We start from the raw sequence: 18,731 nt of genomic DNA, 5'->3' as shown, positions 1-18,731 counted from the left end.
GTACATCGTTTCAATTGTTACTATAGCTTCGGCTTATCGACTGGTACGTTTCCTTCAGCTCCTCGAAATCATCGTTCTCGGCTTTCAGCACCCACTCCAGTTCTTTTGCCCGTTCTTTCAGCCTGGTGTACTCGTCGCTCGACTCCAGTTGTGATGGGGATCTCTCGCGTTCCAGCACGGAGAGCTTCGAGGAGATTCGGAAGTACTCGTCGAGCCTGTCGTCCTCGTCGGGCCTGTCGAGGTGCTGGTCAAGCGCCGACAGAAGCGTCGACTGGTCGACCGGCTTCTGGAGGTAGTCGTCGAAGGGCATCTCCAGAATGTTCAGGTCGGCGTCGACTGCGGTCAGCATGATGATGATGCCGTCGTACCCCCGCTCGCGCAACTGCGACAGCACGTCGTCACCGTGGACATCGGGCATGCGCCGGTCGAGCAACACGGCGTCGAACTCCGGGCCGGCAGCGTCGAGCGCCGCCTGCCCACTGTACGCGACAGTCGTCTCGTAGCGCTCGCCGAGTTTCAGAGCCTGCGTGTCGGCGACGTCGTGCTCGTCGTCGACGACGAGCACCCGCGGCGGGCCGCCTGTAGTTCTTGACACGGTATTACACCGTTCTAGGGCTGGCAACTGTATATGTTTTATCAGCAGCCGCCTCTCGAAAAGCGTTAACCGATGGCCCATTGAGTGTGTACCGATGAGCAAGTCGTCGGCGGGCACAGGCGGTCGACATCGCCTCGGGAGCCTCGCGGCCGTGGTCGGTTGGATAGGGGCAGGAGCGGTCGTGCTCGCCACCGTGGCGCTGGTGGTGCAGTCGGTGTTCTCGCTGGGGCTCTCGGAACAGGTCACCGTGGGTCTCGGTCTGGCGCTCGGCGGCGGGCTGGGCGGCGTCTCCTACCTTCTAGTGACTGATTCGCCCGGCGAGGCGACCGACGAGACGATGACGGTGTCGGCAGACGTCGAGCGAACACCGGAGCCACAACCGGTCGATCTCTTCGACGGTCATCCGGACCCGGTGTTGTACTTCGCCGACGAGGGCCACGGCCCGGTCGTGCGTGCGGCCAACGAGGCGTTCGGGACCACGTTCGACGTGCCGTCCGACCGCCTCGACGGAACGGCGCTCTCCGAGGCGCTGCTCGTGGCTGGTATCGACGAAGTGGACGCCGAGACAGTCAGTACAACTGACCTCGATGTCGTGGCCCTCTCGACGGCACTCGACGAACCGAGGCAGTTCCGGCTGCGGACGGCCGGCGTCCCATCGACCGGCTACCTCCTGCTCACACCATTGGGGACGGCGAGCGATTGAACGGTCGAACGCCGCCCGCAGGTCGGCGGCGTAACGGAACTTTAAAGATTCCATCCCGGCGAAATTCTGGATAGGAATGCTCGCGTCACCGCTGCAACTCATCGATAGTTTCCTGCTGAACTACACCATCGGTGATGTCCTGCTACTCGGCTTTGTCGGTGGGCTCGTCGCAATTCTCCCACAACGGTCGCTCCGGATGCTGGGGCTGCATACGATTGCGCTGGGCGCACTGCTCGTGATTACGCCGGCGTCGGCGATGGAACCAAGCAGTGCGAGCGTCCTCGCGTCGTCGTTCCAGTACAAACTGTTCGGCCTGGTGCTGCTCGTCCTCGCACCGGTGCTGTACGCCGTCGGTCGGCGTTAGGCTAGCTTGTCCAGTGCGGTGAAGAAGTCAAGCGGCGGCCCGGCGAGCCGGACCGGTTCGCTCGCACGCGAGACCGTAATTCGCTCCGGCGGGACCACGTCTTCTCTGACCCGTCCGTCGCTGACGACGACGCCACTGTCGGCGTCTCTGAGTTCGACGACGATTTCGCTGTCGACGTCGACGACCAGCGGCGGCGTCCCCATTTCGTCTGCCATCCCGGTGATGATGAGGCCGGCCACGTCGGGATGGACGAGCGGGCCGCGTTCGCTGAGGTTGTACGCCGTCGAGCCGGTGGGTGTCGCCACCAGCACGCCGTCGGCGTGACCGGACGTGTACAGCGAGTCGTCGATGTACACGTCGAGCGTCGCCCCGCCGCCGTGACCGCGGCGCTCGCCCTGGACGACGACTTCGTTCAGCGCCGGCGATAGCTCCCAGTCGTCGCCGCTGGCCTGGAGCCGCGGCTTGGCCCGCGTTCTGGCGCTGCCGGTCTTCTGGATGTGTTCGACCTCCGCGACGACTGTCTCGACGGCTTCTTCGGGTGCGATAGCGTTCAGAAAGCCGACCTCGCCGAGATTGACGCCCAGGATCGGCGTCGACCCCGCGCCGCGGGCCGCGTACAGAAACGTCCCGTCGCCGCCGATGCTCACGACGAGGTCACAGGCGGACATCTCATCGACCGGGGCCGAATCGGGTACGGCGGCCTCCCACGCGTCGTGGTCTCCCAGCGCCCCGGCGGTCGTTTCGTCCACCACGACGGCCGCCGACGTGGCGCGCAGTCGGTCACACAGTGTACTCGCAAGCGACATGGCCCGGTCGTTGTCCCGCTGCGCGACGATACCGACAGTCATTGCCGGACGTTCCCGCCGGCCGCATATAAACCCTCTACGACGGCAATTATATCCGTCCCGACGCGTATCCACTTCCATGGGCCGTTCGTGTGGCTGGTGGTCGTGCGTATGAGCGGGGACGACGGGTCCGACGACGACTGGTTCGAAAGTGCGCTGGACGACGAGGACGGCGACAGCGAACAGACGGATACCGACGATACTTCGGCGACACAACCCGAGAGCGACGCCGAGGAGCCTACATCTGCGGACACTGGGCCGTTTGCGGCAGACAGTGACGAGAGTGATAGCAGTGGGGGCGACAGCCCCTTCGACGACGATGGGGGCACTCCCTTTAACGAGGAGAGTGACAGCAGCCCGTTCGACGACGGCGGCGATGACCCCTTCAGTAGCGAGAGTGGTGCCTCCGATACCGACGCCGGGTCCTCCGGTGACGACGGCGGCGGTGGACTCTTCGACGACGACTTCGCCACCGCGTTCGAGTCTGCCGGCAGCGGTGACGGTGACAGCGGTAGCGACTTCGAGGAGGAGTTCGAGTCCGACATCCCGCGGGTCGACATCGGTATCGAGGGGCTCGACCAGATGATTCAGGGCGGAATTCCACAGCGCCATCTCATCGTCACTATCGGCTCGGCCGGAACCGGGAAGACGACGTTCGGGCTGCAGTTCCTCCACCACGGCCTGCGGAACGGCGAGAACGCGGTGTTTCTGACCCTTGAACAGTCTCACGATGCGATACTGGACACCGCCAGCGAACGCGGCTGGGGATTCGAGGAGTACGAGGAACAGGGCCAGCTAGCGATTGTCGACCTCGACCCGGTCGAGATGGCGAACAGCCTCGACAACATCCGGGGCGAACTGCCGGCGCTCATCGAGAAGTTCGGCGCCGACCGGCTGGTGCTTGACTCCGTCTCCCTGCTAGAGATGATGTACGACGACCAGTCCCGGAGACGCACCGAAGTGTTCGATTTCACCCGGTCACTGAAACAGGCCGGCGTGACGACGATGCTCGTCTCCGAAGCCAGCGAGAACAACCCCTTCGCGTCCAGACACGGTATCATCGAATACCTGACTGACGCGGTGTTCATCCTTCAGTACGTCCGGTCGGACACCGGCGAGACGCGACTCGCCGTCGAGATTCAGAAGATACGGAACGCGAACCACTCGCGGGAGACGAAACCCTACGAGATAACGAACGACGGTATCTCGGTCTACCAGCAGGCCAACATCTTCTAAGCCGTCGCCGTCCCGACCGACTCCGGTTCGTCCCGCTCGTCGAGTGCGGCGTTGTAGCCGCCGGCCCAGAGGTCCGTCGCGACGACCAGCACGTAGAAGGTGGCGAACGGGCTGAGAATCACGGCGAGGAGCGAACCGAGGAACGGTATCACATTGAGCAAGTTCACCACGACGTTGACGGCGATGAACAGCGCAATCGAGACCAGCCACGGTGTCGCGTACTCCGGGGACAGGACTAACTTCCGTAGCGTCCCGAAATCGAACCCAGCACCGAACTCGCCGGTACAGGCGAAGTGGATGATGGCGGCCGTCGCCACGTAGCCGAACACCAGCGACAGGACGAACGAGATCGCCAGCCCGCCGAAGAGGCCGGCCAGGCCGGCACCCGCTCCGGCGCGGGTCCCCGTCGCCATCGCGAACAGGCTGCCGCCGACGGTCACCCCGAACACGACGAGCGGGACGAGCATGTACACGATGCCGATGACCCAGGCCTTGAGACCGTCGACGAGCAGTTCGCCCCAGTCCTCGAACGCCGGCGGCTCTGTCGCCCCGTCCGCCCGTTCGCGGACTGCCTGAACGAGATAGCCGTACACGAGGATACCGGGTACGAGGAGAAAGGCGAGGAGGCTGAGAACGCCGCCGATGAGGACGGTCACGGTCCAGTCGTCGTCTTCCATGGGATATCTGAGTGTATCTTCGAGCGACTCCATGTTTCTTGGTCACTCCCTACATAATTAGTTACAGACACCTTGCCGGGTTATTCGCTCGGCTTACCGCAGGACTGCGATGTGTCGATTCCAACACGATTCCTCTCAAATCGCGCCAGCTTGCGGAACCAATAAATCACAACCGGGCGACAGGAGGGATATGGTACTACTCGTGCCCTTCGACGGTTCGGCCCTGTCGAAAGCCGCGCTAACGCGGGCGATGGAGTTCGCGGACTACCGCGACGAGGACATCACTGCGCTGTCCGTTATCCCGGACGATGCGGCGTACGCGCGGGAACGCGGCTGGATCGACGCGGACGAGGTGTTCGATACTGAGACTGTCGCCGACCGGATGCGAGAGCAGGCCGAGTCGGTCGCCCCGACGGCGTCGTTCCGCTACGAGGTCCCGGAAGACGTGAGTTCGATGGCGTCGACGACGACGGACATCACCCGGACCATCAGAGAAGTCGCTCACGAAGAGGGGGCCTCAATCGTGTTCATCGGCAGTGAGAACGCCGGACGGGTGTCGACACCGGTCTGTAGCGTCGGTTCACCGGTGTCAGAAGACCCACAGTACGACGTCCATATCGTCCGGCACCCGTAGCGCTATCTGACGACGGTTACGGGGACGGACGCCCGTCTGACGACGATTTCGGCGACGCTGCCAAGCAGGATGCGGGACATCCCCGAGCGGCCGTGGCTTCCCATGACGATCTGGTTGATGTCGTGTTCGTCCGCGTACTCCACGATTACCTTCGTCGGTCGCCCGACCTCGATGACGCGTTCGACGGACTCGATACCGGCCTCGGTCACTTCCGCTTCAAGGTCGTCGAGCAGGTCCTCCGCTGTGGCCTTCTGTTTCTCGTACCACTCCTCGGAGAAGGAGGGAATCGAGGCCTCCGCGCTGTAGCCGGCCTCTGCGGGGTTGATGACGTGCAGGAGAACGACCGTCGCGTCCGGATACTCCTCGGCTGCGAACTCACACGCTTCCGTTGCCTGGTCGGAACTGTCGACCGGAACGAGGATTCGTTTTGCCATACGTCCCATTCCGCTGGGGTCGGTTTGAATCTTCGGCCCGCTGCAATCGGTGAGCGGGTCTTCGGTCTGTCAGTCTCGCCCGTGACGGGTCACACACGTCGACAGACCAATTAGTTCGACTGGCTCGGAGTTATCCGGCGAGTAGACGACCCGCTGGCCCTTCTCCATGTAGGGGACCTTCGATTCGAGGTTGCTGGGGATGTTCACCGCCGAGATGGCGTCCTCGTCGCCGAGATTGAGTACCATCGTCGTGTTGATCTGCTTGAACACCGGGTCGGCGATGTCCTGGGGGTCCTGCGTGATGAGATACAGGCCGAGGCGCTCCTTCCGACCCTGTTTTGCGGCTTCGGTGAACTTCCCGATGACCTTGCCGGCCTGGACGCTGTCGGCGTCGGTGAGGAAGTTGTGGGCCTCGTCCATCCCCAGCACGAGCGGCGTCTCCTTGATGCGGTCGTAGTCCGGGTCGTTCGAGAGCTTCTGGTCGATGAGCAGGCTGGAGACGGCCAGCACAATGGTCGATGCCGTCCGGGAGTCCGTGATGTGGTACGTCGGGATGACCGTCAGCCCGCCGTCGCGGACGAACTGCGATATCTGATCGGTGATGGGGCGAGCGTCCTGGTCGAAGACAGCGCCGAAGCCCTGAACGCGGCGCTTGACGGCGTCGAACGTGGCCTCGTGGACGTCGCCCGCCTCGTCCAGTTCCTCCTTGAGCGCGGGGTCCCCGAGGAAGGTCCGGAAGTCACTGTACGTGCCGCTTTCGCCGTATTCTCGCTCGAACCGCGGGAGCAGCGTGTTCACCAGCGCGCCGTACTGGTTGTCGTTCAGGCTGGAGCCGGCGATGAGCCAGGGGTTGTCGTGGACGAGCGAGAACGGGATGGTGAACTCCACCTGCTCGGCGCGGTGGTGGCTGGCGTTGTAGTCGGCCCCGGCCACCTTCGGAACGAAGGCGATGGTGTCGTCGTGCCCGCCGTAGGCGACGCCCTCCCGCTCACAGCGGCGCTCGAACTCGTCGGTCATCGCGGGGTTGTCGTCGTGCATCTGCGCGTACTCGTCCTGGGGGTCGAACTGGACGACGGCGAGTTCTGGCGTGCGGCCGTCGCCCATCTCGTAGGTCCGGCCGAGATACTGCCGCAGGACGTTCTTCGAACTGTGAGTCTTCCCGGACCCGGTCCCACCCGCGACAAGGGTATGCCGGAACACGAGCGGGTCGCCGGCGTCGTAGTCGTCTTTCAGCCGGTAGTCGATGGTCGGCGGCTCGGCGGCCGTCCGGACCTTCTCACCGCCGACGGAGAGATGGCCCAGGAAGACGCCGTCCTCGGGTATCTTCAGGCCGGTCTTGATCTCGGATTTGTCGGTGGCCTCCCGGACGACGGTTTCGGGTTTGGGTACCCGGTCGGTCATCCGCCGCTTGAGTTCGCCACCGTCGCTGTACAGCACCGCGACCGGCTCAAGCTCGGCGATGAATTTGAAATCCCGCTCGTCGATGCCCCGCTCGCGCATCGCCCGCCGGGCGTGGATCTCTGTCGCGTCGTCAGCGTGGAACTCCTGGGCGTATTCCAGCGCCTTGATACGACAGAACAGTCGCTCCCCGTCGGGGTACGGAACGAGCAAGTACGTCCCGATGCGAAGCCGCGAGCGGTTCCGCGCGGTGACGTACGCGCGCAGGACTGTTTCGTCGGCTTCCTCGCTGATCCGGAGGCCGTTCGCCGCCGAGAGGACACCGAGACCGGTGTCTGTTCCGGCCGGTGTCACGTCCATATCTTCGAAGTCGTCGTCTGTCGATTGTGCTGTCGGGTCCGTGCCCCCCGACGCGTCGACAGTCTGGTCGCCGTCGTCGGCCGTCTCGGCAGAATCGGCGGCCTCGTCGTCGGCCGCCGCGTCGTCGCCGTCGAAATCAGTGAAATCCCCGAGGTCGGACATACCCCAGTTCAGGGTAGCCGGGGATTAACACCTTTCCCCGGCAGCATGAATGTGAAACCTTACCCGGATGGCTGTCAACGAACGCATATGAAGCCGACGCGGGTGATGTCTTTCAATGTGCGGTACGACACCGCCGGGGACGGGGGAGACGGGTGGCCCCACAGGCGGCGGCTGGTGGCGGGAATACTCCGGTATCACGACCCCGACATTATCGGGATTCAGGAAGCGATGGCCCACCAGCTCCGGGAGCTAGAGGTGTTGCTGGACGGCTACGAGTGGGTCGGTGACCCGCGTGACGCCGTCGACGCCGGTGGGGAGCACACGGCCATCGGCTACCGGGCCGAGCGCTTCGACTGCGCGGCCACGAACACGTTCTGGCTCTCCGAACAGCCCGCCGAGCCGAGCAGCGTCGGCTGGGACGCCGCATACCCTCGCGTGGCGACCTGGGCGCGCCTCCGTGATCGCGACACCGACGAGGATCTGCTGTGTCTGAACACGCATCTGGACCATCGAGGGGCTGACGCGCGGGTCGAGGGCATCGAACTGGTTCTCGACCACCTCGATTCCATCGCCCGTGAGGCCCCCGCGGTCGTGACCGGCGATTTCAACTGCGTCGTCGGCGAACCGGCCTACGAGCGGGCCGAGGGCCACGAACTCCCGGACGGCCGCACGCTCGTCGACGCCCGCGACACAGCGACCGCGACCCACGGCCCGACGACGAGCCGGACCGATTTCCACAACCTGCTCCCCGAGATGGGGATCGACCATGTGTTCGTCAGCGAGGACGTGGCCGTCGACACCAGAGCGGTCATCGCCGACCGCGACGACGACCACTACGGCTCCGACCACCTGCCCGTCGTGGTCGACTGTGAACCCTGACCCGAGGGAGAATCTTTTGCCTGTGTGGCCCCTACGTGTAACTATGTTGCTTATTCGGGGGACCGCGGGCGGGACGGCGCTGACCGGGACGCTGTACGAGCCGGGCGAGGAGCCGCCCGAGTTCAAGGGCGCGCCGGACGAGGGGACGCCCTACGTCTGGGTCTGTGACGCTTTCTACGAGGTCGAAAGCGGCGGACAGGTCCAGTCCATCGACGACCGCGAGATCCGAATCGCCTTCGAATCCCCGATGCCCCGTGGCTTCGAGACGCGCGATGCGGCAATCGACGCGGCCAAAGAACATGTCAGAACGCAGTTCGCCCGGCTCGGCGTGGCCGGCGAGACGGTCGACGTGACGGTGCAGCAGGCCGAGACGGCGTAGCCGACAGGTCTGTGGAGAACGGCGGCCCGTTTTCTGAGTCAGCGAACGACCAGTGAGTTATACCAATGTGACGGGTGAACCCACTGCGCGTGGCCGAGGACCCGTCCCCGACCGAGGTGTTCGCCCTCCTCGACGATGACTACGCTCGCGCGCTCCTTGCAGCCACGAGTCACAGACCGATGACAGCAACCGAACTCAGCAACGACTGCGACATGTCACTCTCGACCGTGTATCGCCGCCTCGACGCGCTTGAGGACTGCGGCCTCGTCGCCGCTCGAACGCAACTCGCGGACGACGGGCACCACGCGGACGTGTACGAGGCACAGATGGACGCGCTCACTGTGCGGCTTACCGACGGGACCTTCGACGTGACCCTCTCCGTCGAGTCGAAGACACACGAGTTCGCCGACGCTCTAGTGGATCTCTGGGAGGGGCTCTGATGGAGTTTGCCGGCCTCTCCGCCGAAACGTGGGTTACCGTGAACACTGCTTTCCACCTCGCACAGACGGGGGTCGGGCTGCTCATTGCTGCATTGGCGCTCGTTGGCTACCGTCGACGACGGACCCGCTCTATGCTCGCACTGGCCGTCGGAATCAGCCTCCTCACCTTCGTCTCGTACCTCGTTACCCTCAGTGCCGTGCAGGTCCTCCCGCGAGTGGTGTTTCCCCTTCCGGGAACTATCACAGAACTCGTTGGGCTCATCGCCCTCCTGTACGCCATCGTTCTGGCCCGCCGCGATTAGCACGCTTCAGAACGATTCCTCGACGGCGCCCCACCGGATATCGTTGAACTCCCGCTCGCGGTCAGTCTCGAAGGTCCGCTCGATGCGGCGAGTGAGTTCCTCGCTCCCCTGGCGGTCAATTTTGGCGAGTTCATCGGCCTTCCCGATAGCCAGCGGCGGCCCCTGCTCGCGGGCCACATCGTGGAGTATCTGCCGCGTGAGTTTGGCCCGGCACTCCGGGTCTTTAGTGAACGCGTACGGGGCCTCGATGCGGAACACGAGGTCGGAACGTGGGTCGTAGAGGACGAAAAACGTCACTTCGTAGGCTTCGGGGTCGAGCGACCGCTCGATGCCCAGCGCGTCGCCGTCGGCGGCCATGATGCCGTCAGTTCCGCCCCGCGAGCGGAACCAGTTCGTCGCAGTGAGACAGTCGGTCTGCAGTTCTCCCTCGTCGTCGCGTCGCTCCAGAATTCGGCGGAAGAAGGCGGTGTCGTTCACCCAGGGGGCGTTGGTCTTGCGCCGCAGCGCCCGTGTGAGGGCCTTCGTCGAGGAGTTCTTGATGAATCCCACCATCGGAACGTCCCGTTCGACGAACCGCTCGACGAGGTCGACGTAGTTGTTGACCACCGTCTTCGGGCGGTCGTCCTCGGCAAGCAGGTCGGCCAGTTCGGTGTCGCGGTCGGCCCAGCGGAGCACGCCGGTCGGGTAGATCGGCCCGTCGAGGATGAACAGGTCCTCGACCACGTCGGCGTTTGTCAGCGCGTGCTGGCTCTCCGCGAGGTACAGCGCCAGCGCGTGGACGACCCGCTGCTCGTAGCGGTCGACCTGTGGCACGTCGAGGACGCGCCGCTTGGCGTAGCCGCGGTCCCCGCCCTGCCAGTCGCCGTCGAATCCCAGCGTCGCGTCGTTCGAGTGGACGGCCATGATAATCGTTCGGCCGCGGTGGAGTTCGACGTCCGAAGGTACGCTGCCCATCGCCGCCTGTGCCACGTCCAGCACCAGCCCGTTCTTGAACGTCGTGGGATTGATAGTCCCCGAATCCAGGCCGTGCTGGGTCGGAAACGGCGGGTCCGCCAGCGCGATATCCTCGATAGGGACCTTCCGGCGGCGCTGCTCGTCTAGCGGTTCCAGAATCTTCGTTCCGTCCTGCCACAGCGGGTCGAGAAAACTCTCCCAGACTTCCTCGGCGGCCGCCTCCTGGTCGCTCGTCTCGACGGTCTCGCGCACCTGCCCGGCGAGCTTGGCGATGCCGTCGACGTGGACCGGGTCCAGCGTCATGCCCGTGCGTTCGCGGGGACGGGCATAACCCTTTGGTCACCTGCCGATTCGGCGCTTATACTGTCGGCTGTCCGTCTGTGACGAATTCCGCCACTCCGGGGTTGGCGAATATCTTGTAACAGTTACAGCCGACAGTATTACTCCTTGCCGGACTCTTCACGGAGGATGCGTTCGATGGCCTCGGCGATCTCCTCGTAGGACTGCATCGTCAGGCCGTCCGTGGTGATGAGCACGCCCTGGCGCTCGGTCGTCGCCCGCAGGAGGTAGCCGTTAGAGAACGCGCGGACGGTGAAGCGGTAGTCGCCCAGTTCGGACTCCTGATATGCGTTTTTCGTCTGCTTGTACCCCTGCCACTCGTGACCGACGAAGTCGTTGAGGTCGGCGTCCTGTTCGAGGTCCTCCCGCAGGTAGAGTTGCTCGAAGTTCGCACGCGTGAAATACGTCACTGAACGGAGCGAGTCACCCGTCGCTGTCCGGGCTGTCGTGACGATTGCGTCGGCCAGATCGTCCGAGAGAATGTTCCGAGTCATGCCAGACCGAAGGCGGGCCTCCCTCTTAATTTCAGGGTTCCCGATACTGGCAGTGATAGCAGGGTAGTGATATGGAGTACCGACACCAGAACCGCCGAATTTCGCATTATCGACCGTCACGTTCGGGGCTGACCGACAGTGTATTAGGCCGGTCGCGTGACCCACCGGGTATGGACGTCGGACTCATCATCTTAGACGGGTGGGGCCTGAATCCGGACGACGATGTCCGGGATGCCGTCGCCGCCGCCGACACGCCGAACTTCGACCGCTACCGAGACGCGGGCACAGCGTCGACGCTTGCCACCCACGGCCGCCGGGTCGGTCTCCCGGAAGGTCAGATGGGTAACTCCGAGGTCGGCCACCTCAACATCGGGGCCGGCCGCGTCGTCAAACAGGACTCCGCCCGCGTCAGCGACAGCATCGCCCGCTCGCGGGGCCAGTCGCCACCGGACGACGCCGCACAGGACCCGCCGTTCTTCGAGAACGAAACGGTTCTGTCGGCATTCGAGCACGCCGAGGAACACGGCGGTCGAGTCCACTTCATGGGCCTCGTTTCGGACGGCGGCGTCCACTCCTATCAGGACCACCTCCACGCGCTCATCGAACTCGCCGGCGAGCGCGGGACCGACGCCGTCTCGCACGCCTTCACCGACGGCCGCGACACCTCTCCGACCGGCGGCGAGGACTACCTCACCGACCTCGAAGCCCACGCCGAGGCGCACGGAACTGGCCACGTCGCCACCGTCTGCGGCCGCTACTACGCAATGGACCGCGACCAGAACTGGGAGCGGACCCGCCGGGCCTACGACGCCATCGTTCACCGCGAGGGCGACCACCACGCCGCCGACGCTGTCGCGGCCGCCACTGAATCCTATGCCCGCGACACTACCGACGAGTTCATCGAGCCGACGACCGTCGGCGACCACGCCGGCTTCGAAGACGGCGACGCGGTCGTCTTCTTCAACTTCCGCTCGGACCGCGCCCGACAGCTCACCCGGATGCTCGGGGATATCCGCCCGGAGGACTGGGGGGCCGACACCGAGCCGCCGGCCATCCGACTGGTGACGATGACGCAGTACGACGAGACGTTCGACCTGCCGGTCGCCTTCCCGCCGAACCAGCCCGAGGACGTGCTCGGCGAGGTGCTTTCGGCGGCCGGGAAGACCCAGATCCGGCTGGCCGAGACGGAGAAATACCCCCACGTCACCTACTTCCTCAACGGCGGCCGGGAGGTCGCGTTTGACGGCGAGAGCCGCGAAATCGTCGACAGCCCTGACGTGGCGACCTACGACATGCAACCGGAGATGAGCGCGCCGGAACTGGCAGACACCGCCATCGAGTTCATCGACCGCGAGGACCCCGACGCGATGGTCCTGAACTTCGCCAACCCCGACATGGTCGGCCACACCGGCGACTTCGACGCGGCGGTGACCGCCGTCGAAACCGTCGACGAACAGCTCGGCCGGCTGGTCGCGGCGATTGGGGCCGCCGGCGGCCACACTCTCATCTGTGCCGACCACGGGAACGCCGACGACATGGGGACCGTCGATGACCCGCACACCGCCCACACGACCAACCCCGTCCCGTTCATCTACCTCGCCGCCGACGAGACCGCCGGTGGCCGGACTGCCCGCGACGGCGGGACGCTGGCCGACCTCGCGCCGACGATGCTCATGCTCATGGGCATCGACCAGCCGGAGGCGATGACCGGCACACCGCTGGTCGAATAGCGGGCGACGCGATCACGCTATTTTTCGAGCAGTGAGAGATACCCCGGCGGCACGCGGTCAGTCGTGTACGTCTCGGTCCCGCGCTTGACGATTCGGCGGTCGTCGGCCTGCATCGCCGCGGCGTCGACGACGAACACGACGGGGTCGGCGGCGTGGCGACGCCCCACCTCGCGGGCCGCCGCGACGGAGTCCGAGAGGTGGACCGTCTGTCGCCCCATCGGCTTCAGTCCCGCGTCGCGTATCGAGGCGGCGTTTCGCGGCGCAGTTCCGTGATACAGCGTCGTCGGGACCGGGTTGTCGGTCGCGTCGAGAGTCACGTCGACAGAGTGCCCGTAAGCCGCCCGAACGCGGCCGCCAGCGGCTACTGTGCTTGACTCGTCACTGGTTCCTGTCCGCTCGAACCGCCCTTTCGGGTCCGTGGCGATGACTCCAGCCAGTGCCTCGCCGTCGGCCCAGTCGTACTTCCGCTCGACAGCAGCGTGGAGAGAGGTAAACGCCGTCCACCCCGCTTCGTCTACCTCGATGCCTGCGTCCTCGGGAAAGTGTCTGAGCGCCCCGGAGACGAACTTCGAGAGCTGTCGTCGCCGTGCGCCGTCGAGAACGAGGGTCCCCTCTCTGTCACAGACCGGGCACGCATTCCCCTCGAAGAAGCCGTCCTCGGGACAGCGACGGACCGCATCTGGCATGGTCGGGGTTGGGCCGCGACCATACAAAAGCGTCACGCGGACGTGACGACGGCCCGCGTATCGACAGCTGTCCCAGACGCTTTCACCGGCGGCCACGGCACCGCTACTTCCGAAGTAGCGCTTAACTCTCCATCCCGGCGGGCGGGTATCTTCAAGTAGATACAGTCATCAGTCTGCCATAACGAAATGCCGTCCCCAACAGACCTCGAACTCGGCGGTGAGCGGTCCGATGTGTATCGGTTCGTGGAGCGGAACGGCCCTGTCGCGCCCGCCGAGGTGGCCGAAGCCATCAGCGTCGACCCCGAGCGGTTCCAGCACCACGTCTCCATTCTCAAACGGGACGACCTCATCGAGGCCACCGAGGACGGGAAGCTGACCGTGGCGCTCCACCACGGCGAGACGGCCGAACACTACGAGGCCGGCGTCAGCTACGAGATACGGCCTTCCCGGCCGTCGGACCTCTCCGGCGTCGTCGGGACGATACGCGACGTGACCAGCGAAGCGCCGTACATCATCGCGGCCGGTGTCGCCGAGCAACTGGCCTACGAGGACACGCTCGTCCGCTGGGGTCCCAATCGCTGTCGCGTCGTGTTCGTCGCCACGGTCGACGACGACGTCGTCGGCTGGGTCCACGTCGCCATGTCCGAGGTGGCCGAACTCGCGTCGACGGCCGAACTCACGCTCGGAGTAATGGAGACGTACCGCCGTCACGGTATCGGCAGCCACCTGCTCCACCGCGGGGTCGAATGGGCCGCGAGCCGCGGCTGTCGAAAGGTGTACAACAGCCTGCCGGCCACGAACGAGCGGGCCATCGACTTCCTGAAGGAGACCGGCTGGACGGTCGAGGCTGTCCGCGATGGCCACTACGAGATCGACGGCGAACTGGTCGACGAGGTGATGATGGCGCGCCGGCTGGAGTGAGACGGACTGACGGCAAGCGCCACGCTCGTGAGCGGAGAACCCGGAGATAGCGCCCTATGGATTTATGATTGTCTACCGACAAGTGACGACATGACAGTTACCGAACTAGAAGACTACGGAATGCTCCAGATGGACGTCGAGGACATCGAAAAGACCCTCGAACGGAAGAGCATCGGCGTGCTTGGCGTCCCGACCGATTCCGCGCCGCTACTGCGCCCGCTTGGTTTCTGGTACGACGGCGAGTCCACGCTCTACTTCGTCTACGTTCTCGGTGCCGACAGCCGGAAAGTGACGGTGAGCGACCACGCGGACGTTGCCCGGTTTCTCATCTACGACGTCGAAACGACGTTCAACTGGCGCAGCGTCCTGCTGACGGGGACCATCGAACGAGTCCCTGGCGACGAACGCAGGGCAATCGAAGAACAGATAGACACTTCCTGGACGCCCGACGTGTTCGAGCGGGCGGCCGAGACGGAGGCCACGGCGCTGTATCGGTTCCGAATCGACGAGCGGGCCGGTATCAAGCAACTCGAACTCCCGCCGGAACTCAGAACCGAATCTTCGACGAGTGGACCGGAGTAACCGGGACTCAGCCCGTTCGGAAAGAGAAATCCAGCGTCGGCGCGGAGTGGGTCAGCGACCCCATCGAGATGATGTCCACGCCCGTTTCGGCGTAGGCCGGCACGTCCGCAACTGTGATACCGCCGCTAGCCTCGGTAAGCGCGTCGGAAGCAGACGTTGCCACTCTGTCGACGGCCCGCTCAGTTTCCGCGGGAGTCATGTTGTCGAGCAGGACGATGTCCGCGCCGGCCTCGGCGGCCCGCGGGGCGTCCGCCGGAGCTTCGACCTCCACGTCGAGTTTCGTGGCGAAGGACGCCCGCTCGCGGAAGTGCTCGATGGCGTCGACCAGTCCCATCTCGGCGACATGGTTGTCCTTGATCATCACCATGTGCGAGAGGTCCAGTCGATGGGTGTCGCCGCCGCCGGCCGCTACCGCTCGCTTCTCGATGCCGCGCAGGCCGGGAGTCGTCTTGCGCGTGCCGGCAATGCGGGGCGTGGAATCCGTCGCAGCCGATTCCGCCGCATCGACGGCGGCCCGCGTCTTCGTCGCCACGCCCGAGGCGTGGCCGGTGATATTCACGGCGACGCGCTCGCCGCGGAGGACCGACTGCGCGGGGCCGTCGACGCGAAGCACTACGTCGCCGGCGTCGATAGCGTCCCCGGAGTCGACCGGTGTCTCAACCGCACAGTCCAGATACTCGAACACAGCGGTGGCGGCGTCGAGACCGGCGGCGACGCCGGACTCTTTCGCTACCAGGCGGCCCTCGGTCGTCCCGGGCACGTCGTTGGTCACGTCGTGGTGGCCCACGTCCTCGCGGAGCCACCGCTCGATGTCGCTGTCGGCGAGCATCAGTCGGCCGTTGACTCCGGCGGTTCCTCACTCGCATCCACGAGATTGTGCGTGCCGACGCTCTCCTCGTTCTCGGCGGCGTGGCGCGCGATCAACAGCGCGGTGACGCTGGCGTGGCGGAGTTCGTACAGCGAGCGGCTGGTCCGCGTGCGAACGTAGGCGTCGACTTCGCCCTTGAGCCGGCGGAGGACGGCCATCGCGCGCTGGAGGTCCGCGGGGTCCCGCTCGACGCCGACGTTCTCGTCCATCACGCGAGTCAGCCGCTGGAACTTGTCGCGGGCGAAGCGGTCGGGCAGATCCGGGTCGCGTTCGAGGAGTTCCGGCGCTTCGATTGGCTCCGGCTCGGCCCCGGCGGCGTCTTCGCCGGCGCGCAGGCCCCAGACCAACCCTTCGAGCAGGGAGGTGCTGGCGAGGCGGTTCGCGCCGTGGACGCCGGTTCGGGAGCATTCGCCGACGGCATAGAGCCGGTCCAGTGTCGTCCGACCGCGGTCGTCGACGCTGATGCCGCCACAGAGGAAATGCTCGGCGGGCGCGACCGGGATGCCCTCGGTCCAGTCGATGCCGTACTCCTCGCAGTTGTCTGCAAGGTCTGGGAACTCTTCGACGAAGTTCAGGGGAGAGACATCCAGCGTGACCTCGCCGGTCGCCTCGCGCTCGGCTTTGACCGCCCGAGCCACCACATCGCGCGGCGCGAGTTCGGCGTCGGCGTGATAGTCGGGCATGAACCGCTCGCCCTTGCCGTTGCGCAGCAGGCCGCCCTCGCCGCGGACGGCTTCGCTGACGAGGAAGGCCACGTCGCCGTCACGCTCGCCGCCTTCCCGGACGCACGCCGTCGGATGGAACTGCACGTACTCCATACCTTCCACGTCGGCCCCGGCGAGTGCGGCCATCCCGATGCCGTCCCCGGTGGTATTGTCGGGGTTCGTCGTCCGCGGGTAGAGGTCGCCGATGCCGCCGGTCGCCAGCACGACGCTGCCGGCGAAGTACGGGTCGACCGCGCCGTCGGATTCGAGCATCGCGCCGTGGACACGACCCTCGTGACGGATGAGTTCGAGCGCGGCGGTGTCGTCCAGAATCTCCACGCTGTCGTGGTCGTCGATGTAATTCAGGAACGGGACGTGGATGTGCTTGCCAGTCGAGGCGTCGACGTGGAGGATGCGGTCCTCGCTGTGGGCGGCCTCGCGGGTGAAGTCGTGGTCGGAGCCGTTGTGGTCAAAGTCAATGTCGAGGGTGTCAAGCAGCACGTCCTCGACGGCTCCGTTGGCGTTCTCGACCAGCACGTCGACGGCGTCGGGGTCGGCAGTGCCGTCCGAAGCGGCCATGATGTCTTCTTTGAACTCTTCGGGGGTGTCCCGGGAGACTGCGATGCCGCCCTGGGCCCACCAGGATGAGGAGCCCTCCGGGCGGGTCGCCTTCGTGGCGAGCGTCACGTCGTCGCCTTCTCGGGCCGCGGCGAGCGCCGCCGCCAGCCCGGCGATGCCGGAGCCGATGACCAGTACGTCCGTCGTGATCGGGTCGTCCGTCATGGTTAGATCTCCAGCATTCGGTCCATCGCGACCTGTGCCAGGTCCTTCTCCTCGGGCGCGACTTCGATGACGTTGCGCTCGCGACCCTCGACCAGTTCCTCCAGCACCCACGCGAGGTAGTTCGGGTCGATCTGACGCATGGCGTTGCAGTCCATGCAGGCGTCGCCACACAGCGGAACCACGTTCACCTCGGGGTGCCACCGCTGGAGGTGGTGGGTGAGGTGAATCTCGGTGCCGATGGCCCACGTCTCGCCGGGGTCGGCCTCGGCGACGGACTCACAGATGGTCGACGTGGAGCCGGCCACGTCGGCGGCCTCGACGACCTCGCGGCGACACTCGGGGTGGACGATGACGTTCGCGTCGGGGTAGTCCTCGCGGACAGACTCGATGTGGTGCTCGCGGAAGCGTTCGTGTACCTGGCAGTACCCCTCCCAGAGGATGACGTCGTTTTCGACGGCGTCAGCGGCGTCGGTGCCCTCGGCGTCCCACGGGTCCCACTCGACGGTCTCGTCGGCCATGCCGAGCCGGTGGGCCGTGTTCTCACCGAGGTGCTTGTCGGGCAGGAACAGCACTTTGTCGCCCTTCTCGAAGGCGTACTCGAAGGCCTTGTGCGCGTTCGAGGAGGTACAGACCAGCCCGCCCTGCTCGGCGCAGAAGGCCTTCAGGTCGGCGTAGCTGTTCATGTACGTGATCGGGATGATATCTTCGTCGTCGTCGAGCGCCGCGGTCAGTTCCGCCCACGCGGCGTCGACCTGCAGCGCCTCGGCCATGCCGGCCATCGGGCAGGACGCCTCCATCGACGGGAGGATCACGGACTGGTCGTCGTCCGTGATGATGTCCGCGGATTCGGCCATGAACGTCACACCGCCGAAAATCACGTAGTCGGCGTCGGACTCGGCGGCCTCCTTCGAGAGCTGGTAGGAATCGCCGATGAAGTCGGCGTGTTCGACGATCTCCCGGCGCTGGTAGTTGTGGCCGAGGATGACCACGTCGTCACCGAGGGTATCGAGCGCGCTCTCGATGCGTTCGGTCCGCTCGTCCGCATCGAGGTCCCGGTACGCCGGCGGGAGCTGCTCGAGGTTGTCGTACTTGAAGAGGCTGAGGTCCGTCTCGAACGCTGCGGTTTCCATTTCGGGCACGATGTATCCACCTGTCGGTACTCACACTTCGGAGCTCTCCCGTGAAAAGATTTTATCTTCAAAGTCGGGGGTTGGTGGGCAAGGAGATTGTATACCTGGTATTGGAGGTAACTACAGTTCTGT

The 18,731-nt window shown here is 65.3% G+C and carries 22 protein-coding genes; 11 read left to right on the top strand and 11 right to left on the bottom strand.

The genetic code is table 11. The features are described from left to right. Nucleotides 1-10: 10 nt before the first annotated feature. Nucleotides 11-565: a response regulator gene (locus tag C442_RS11890; protein ID WP_008310750.1), complete on the bottom strand. Its 555-nt coding sequence runs from the start codon at nt 563-565 to the stop codon at nt 11-13. 124 nt (nt 566-689) lie between these two features. Between C442_RS11890 and C442_RS11885 the strand changes: the two genes are divergently transcribed. Further along, nucleotides 690-1,298 carry a hypothetical protein gene (locus C442_RS11885; protein ID WP_049942960.1) on the top strand — a complete coding sequence of 203 codons (609 nt, stop codon included), beginning with the start codon at nt 690-692 and terminating at the stop codon, nt 1,296-1,298. 76 nt (nt 1,299-1,374) lie between these two features. Continuing rightward, complete coding sequence (locus tag C442_RS11880; RefSeq protein ID WP_008310747.1) at nt 1,375-1,662, top strand: hypothetical protein; 288 nt, start codon at nt 1,375-1,377, stop codon at nt 1,660-1,662. Here C442_RS11880 and C442_RS11875 read toward each other — a convergent pair. Next, entirely contained in the window at nt 1,659-2,510 is an 852-nt protein-coding gene (locus tag C442_RS11875) for an NAD(+)/NADH kinase (RefSeq protein WP_008310745.1), read from the bottom strand. The genes C442_RS11880 and C442_RS11875 overlap by 4 nt on opposite strands. Before the next feature lie 108 nt (nt 2,511-2,618). On the opposite strand from C442_RS11875, the gene C442_RS11870 reads away from it, so the two are divergent. Next, on the top strand, nt 2,619-3,743 hold the full coding sequence (locus tag C442_RS11870) for a KaiC domain-containing protein (protein WP_008310743.1): 1,125 nt from the start codon (nt 2,619-2,621) through the stop codon (nt 3,741-3,743). On the opposite strand, the gene C442_RS11865 is transcribed toward C442_RS11870, so the two are convergent. Next, complete coding sequence (locus C442_RS11865; RefSeq protein ID WP_008310742.1) at nt 3,740-4,453, bottom strand: DUF4013 domain-containing protein; 714 nt, start codon at nt 4,451-4,453, stop codon at nt 3,740-3,742. The genes C442_RS11870 and C442_RS11865 overlap by 4 nt on opposite strands. 157 nt (nt 4,454-4,610) lie before the next feature. Here C442_RS11865 and C442_RS11860 point away from each other — a divergent pair, with 157 nt between their 5' ends. Next, nucleotides 4,611-5,054 carry a universal stress protein gene (locus tag C442_RS11860; RefSeq protein ID WP_008310741.1) on the top strand — a complete coding sequence of 148 codons (444 nt, stop codon included), beginning with the start codon at nt 4,611-4,613 and terminating at the stop codon, nt 5,052-5,054. Nucleotides 5,055-5,056: 2 nt separating this feature from the next. Here the strand turns inward: C442_RS11860 and C442_RS11855 are convergent, their stop codons facing one another. Then, nucleotides 5,057-5,488: a universal stress protein gene (locus tag C442_RS11855; protein ID WP_008310740.1), complete on the bottom strand. Its 432-nt coding sequence runs from the start codon at nt 5,486-5,488 to the stop codon at nt 5,057-5,059. Nucleotides 5,489-5,557: 69 nt separating this feature from the next. Further along, nucleotides 5,558-7,408: an ATP-binding protein gene (locus C442_RS11850; protein WP_008310739.1), complete on the bottom strand. Its 1,851-nt coding sequence runs from the start codon at nt 7,406-7,408 to the stop codon at nt 5,558-5,560. A gap of 87 nt (nt 7,409-7,495) precedes the next feature. Between C442_RS11850 and C442_RS11845 the strand changes: the two genes are divergently transcribed. The 4 genes from C442_RS11845 (at nt 7,496) to C442_RS11830 (ending at nt 9,408) form a co-directional block, all read left to right on the top strand. Beyond that, nucleotides 7,496-8,287 (top strand): endonuclease/exonuclease/phosphatase family protein, encoded by a 792-nt coding sequence (locus C442_RS11845; protein WP_080504307.1) that lies wholly within the window; start codon nt 7,496-7,498, stop codon nt 8,285-8,287. Nucleotides 8,288-8,330: 43 nt separating this feature from the next. Beyond that, nucleotides 8,331-8,666, top strand: coding sequence for a DUF7113 family protein (locus C442_RS11840; RefSeq protein ID WP_008310737.1), 336 nt, complete (start codon nt 8,331-8,333; stop codon nt 8,664-8,666). Nucleotides 8,667-8,755: 89 nt separating this feature from the next. Further along, nucleotides 8,756-9,106 (top strand): winged helix-turn-helix domain-containing protein, encoded by a 351-nt coding sequence (locus C442_RS11835; RefSeq protein WP_008310735.1) that lies wholly within the window; start codon nt 8,756-8,758, stop codon nt 9,104-9,106. Continuing rightward, entirely contained in the window at nt 9,106-9,408 is a 303-nt protein-coding gene (locus C442_RS11830) for a hypothetical protein (protein ID WP_008310733.1), read from the top strand. Before C442_RS11835 ends, C442_RS11830 begins: the two co-directional genes overlap by 1 nt. A 6-nt stretch (nt 9,409-9,414) precedes the next feature. Here the strand turns inward: C442_RS11830 and C442_RS11825 are convergent, their stop codons facing one another. After that, entirely contained in the window at nt 9,415-10,665 is a 1,251-nt protein-coding gene (locus C442_RS11825; protein WP_008310731.1) for a DNA double-strand break repair nuclease NurA, read from the bottom strand. Between the two features lie 137 nt (nt 10,666-10,802). Next, entirely contained in the window at nt 10,803-11,195 is a 393-nt protein-coding gene (locus C442_RS11820) for a DUF7522 family protein (RefSeq protein WP_008310728.1), read from the bottom strand. A 170-nt stretch (nt 11,196-11,365) separates the two neighbouring features. Here C442_RS11820 and gpmI point away from each other — a divergent pair, with 170 nt between their 5' ends. Next, complete coding sequence (gene gpmI / locus C442_RS11815; RefSeq protein ID WP_008310726.1) at nt 11,366-12,925, top strand: 2,3-bisphosphoglycerate-independent phosphoglycerate mutase; 1,560 nt, start codon at nt 11,366-11,368, stop codon at nt 12,923-12,925. A 17-nt stretch (nt 12,926-12,942) separates the two neighbouring features. On the opposite strand, the gene C442_RS11810 is transcribed toward gpmI, so the two are convergent. Continuing rightward, nucleotides 12,943-13,611, bottom strand: coding sequence for an RNA 2'-phosphotransferase (locus C442_RS11810; RefSeq protein WP_008310724.1), 669 nt, complete (start codon nt 13,609-13,611; stop codon nt 12,943-12,945). Between the two features lie 186 nt (nt 13,612-13,797). Between C442_RS11810 and C442_RS11805 the strand changes: the two genes are divergently transcribed. Together C442_RS11805 and C442_RS11800 are read left to right on the top strand one after the other, a co-directional pair. Beyond that, nucleotides 13,798-14,532, top strand: a complete 735-nt coding sequence (locus C442_RS11805; RefSeq protein WP_008310722.1) for a bifunctional helix-turn-helix transcriptional regulator/GNAT family N-acetyltransferase — start codon at nt 13,798-13,800, stop codon at nt 14,530-14,532. A gap of 90 nt (nt 14,533-14,622) precedes the next feature. Next, nucleotides 14,623-15,114, top strand: coding sequence for a pyridoxamine 5'-phosphate oxidase family protein (locus C442_RS11800; RefSeq protein ID WP_008310720.1), 492 nt, complete (start codon nt 14,623-14,625; stop codon nt 15,112-15,114). A gap of 7 nt (nt 15,115-15,121) precedes the next feature. Here the strand turns inward: C442_RS11800 and nadC are convergent, their stop codons facing one another. Genes nadC through nadA form a run of 3 tightly spaced genes read right to left on the bottom strand, consistent with a single transcriptional unit; the run spans nt 15,122 to nt 18,599 of the window. After that, nucleotides 15,122-15,943, bottom strand: coding sequence for a carboxylating nicotinate-nucleotide diphosphorylase (gene nadC / locus C442_RS11795; RefSeq protein ID WP_008310718.1), 822 nt, complete (start codon nt 15,941-15,943; stop codon nt 15,122-15,124). Further along, nucleotides 15,943-17,469, bottom strand: a complete 1,527-nt coding sequence (locus tag C442_RS11790) for an L-aspartate oxidase (protein WP_008310716.1) — start codon at nt 17,467-17,469, stop codon at nt 15,943-15,945. Before C442_RS11790 ends, nadC begins: the two co-directional genes overlap by 1 nt. Nucleotides 17,470-17,471: 2 nt before the next feature. After that, complete coding sequence (nadA, locus tag C442_RS11785; RefSeq protein ID WP_193363409.1) at nt 17,472-18,599, bottom strand: quinolinate synthase NadA; 1,128 nt, start codon at nt 18,597-18,599, stop codon at nt 17,472-17,474. Nucleotides 18,600-18,731 lie beyond the last annotated feature (132 nt).

It is taken from the genome of Haloarcula amylolytica JCM 13557, from assembly GCF_000336615.1.
GTDB lineage: Archaea > Halobacteriota > Halobacteria > Halobacteriales > Haloarculaceae > Haloarcula > Haloarcula amylolytica.
Note: the sequence above shows the minus strand (reverse complement) of the source record. Positions and strands in the feature narration are given on the sequence as shown.

Coding starts and splice junctions, on each gene's coding strand:
- C442_RS11885 (WP_049942960.1), top strand. CDS start 690: ATGAGCAAGTCGTCGGCGGGCACAGGCGGTCGACATCGCCTCGGGAGC.
- C442_RS11880 (WP_008310747.1), top strand. CDS start 1,375: ATGCTCGCGTCACCGCTGCAACTCATCGATAGTTTCCTGCTGAACTAC.
- C442_RS11875 (WP_008310745.1), bottom strand. CDS start 2,510: ATGACTGTCGGTATCGTCGCGCAGCGGGACAACGACCGGGCCATGTCG.
- C442_RS11870 (WP_008310743.1), top strand. CDS start 2,619: ATGAGCGGGGACGACGGGTCCGACGACGACTGGTTCGAAAGTGCGCTG.
- C442_RS11865 (WP_008310742.1), bottom strand. CDS start 4,453: ATGGAGTCGCTCGAAGATACACTCAGATATCCCATGGAAGACGACGAC.
- C442_RS11860 (WP_008310741.1), top strand. CDS start 4,611: ATGGTACTACTCGTGCCCTTCGACGGTTCGGCCCTGTCGAAAGCCGCG.
- C442_RS11855 (WP_008310740.1), bottom strand. CDS start 5,488: ATGGCAAAACGAATCCTCGTTCCGGTCGACAGTTCCGACCAGGCAACG.
- C442_RS11850 (WP_008310739.1), bottom strand. CDS start 7,408: ATGTCCGACCTCGGGGATTTCACTGATTTCGACGGCGACGACGCGGCG.
- C442_RS11845 (WP_080504307.1), top strand. CDS start 7,496: ATGAAGCCGACGCGGGTGATGTCTTTCAATGTGCGGTACGACACCGCC.
- C442_RS11840 (WP_008310737.1), top strand. CDS start 8,331: ATGTTGCTTATTCGGGGGACCGCGGGCGGGACGGCGCTGACCGGGACG.
- C442_RS11830 (WP_008310733.1), top strand. CDS start 9,106: ATGGAGTTTGCCGGCCTCTCCGCCGAAACGTGGGTTACCGTGAACACT.
- C442_RS11825 (WP_008310731.1), bottom strand. CDS start 10,665: ATGACGCTGGACCCGGTCCACGTCGACGGCATCGCCAAGCTCGCCGGG.
- C442_RS11820 (WP_008310728.1), bottom strand. CDS start 11,195: ATGACTCGGAACATTCTCTCGGACGATCTGGCCGACGCAATCGTCACG.
- gpmI (WP_008310726.1), top strand. CDS start 11,366: ATGGACGTCGGACTCATCATCTTAGACGGGTGGGGCCTGAATCCGGAC.
- C442_RS11810 (WP_008310724.1), bottom strand. CDS start 13,611: ATGCCAGATGCGGTCCGTCGCTGTCCCGAGGACGGCTTCTTCGAGGGG.
- C442_RS11805 (WP_008310722.1), top strand. CDS start 13,798: ATGCCGTCCCCAACAGACCTCGAACTCGGCGGTGAGCGGTCCGATGTG.
- C442_RS11800 (WP_008310720.1), top strand. CDS start 14,623: ATGACAGTTACCGAACTAGAAGACTACGGAATGCTCCAGATGGACGTC.
- nadC (WP_008310718.1), bottom strand. CDS start 15,943: ATGCTCGCCGACAGCGACATCGAGCGGTGGCTCCGCGAGGACGTGGGC.
- C442_RS11790 (WP_008310716.1), bottom strand. CDS start 17,469: ATGACGGACGACCCGATCACGACGGACGTACTGGTCATCGGCTCCGGC.
- nadA (WP_193363409.1), bottom strand. CDS start 18,599: ATGGAAACCGCAGCGTTCGAGACGGACCTCAGCCTCTTCAAGTACGAC.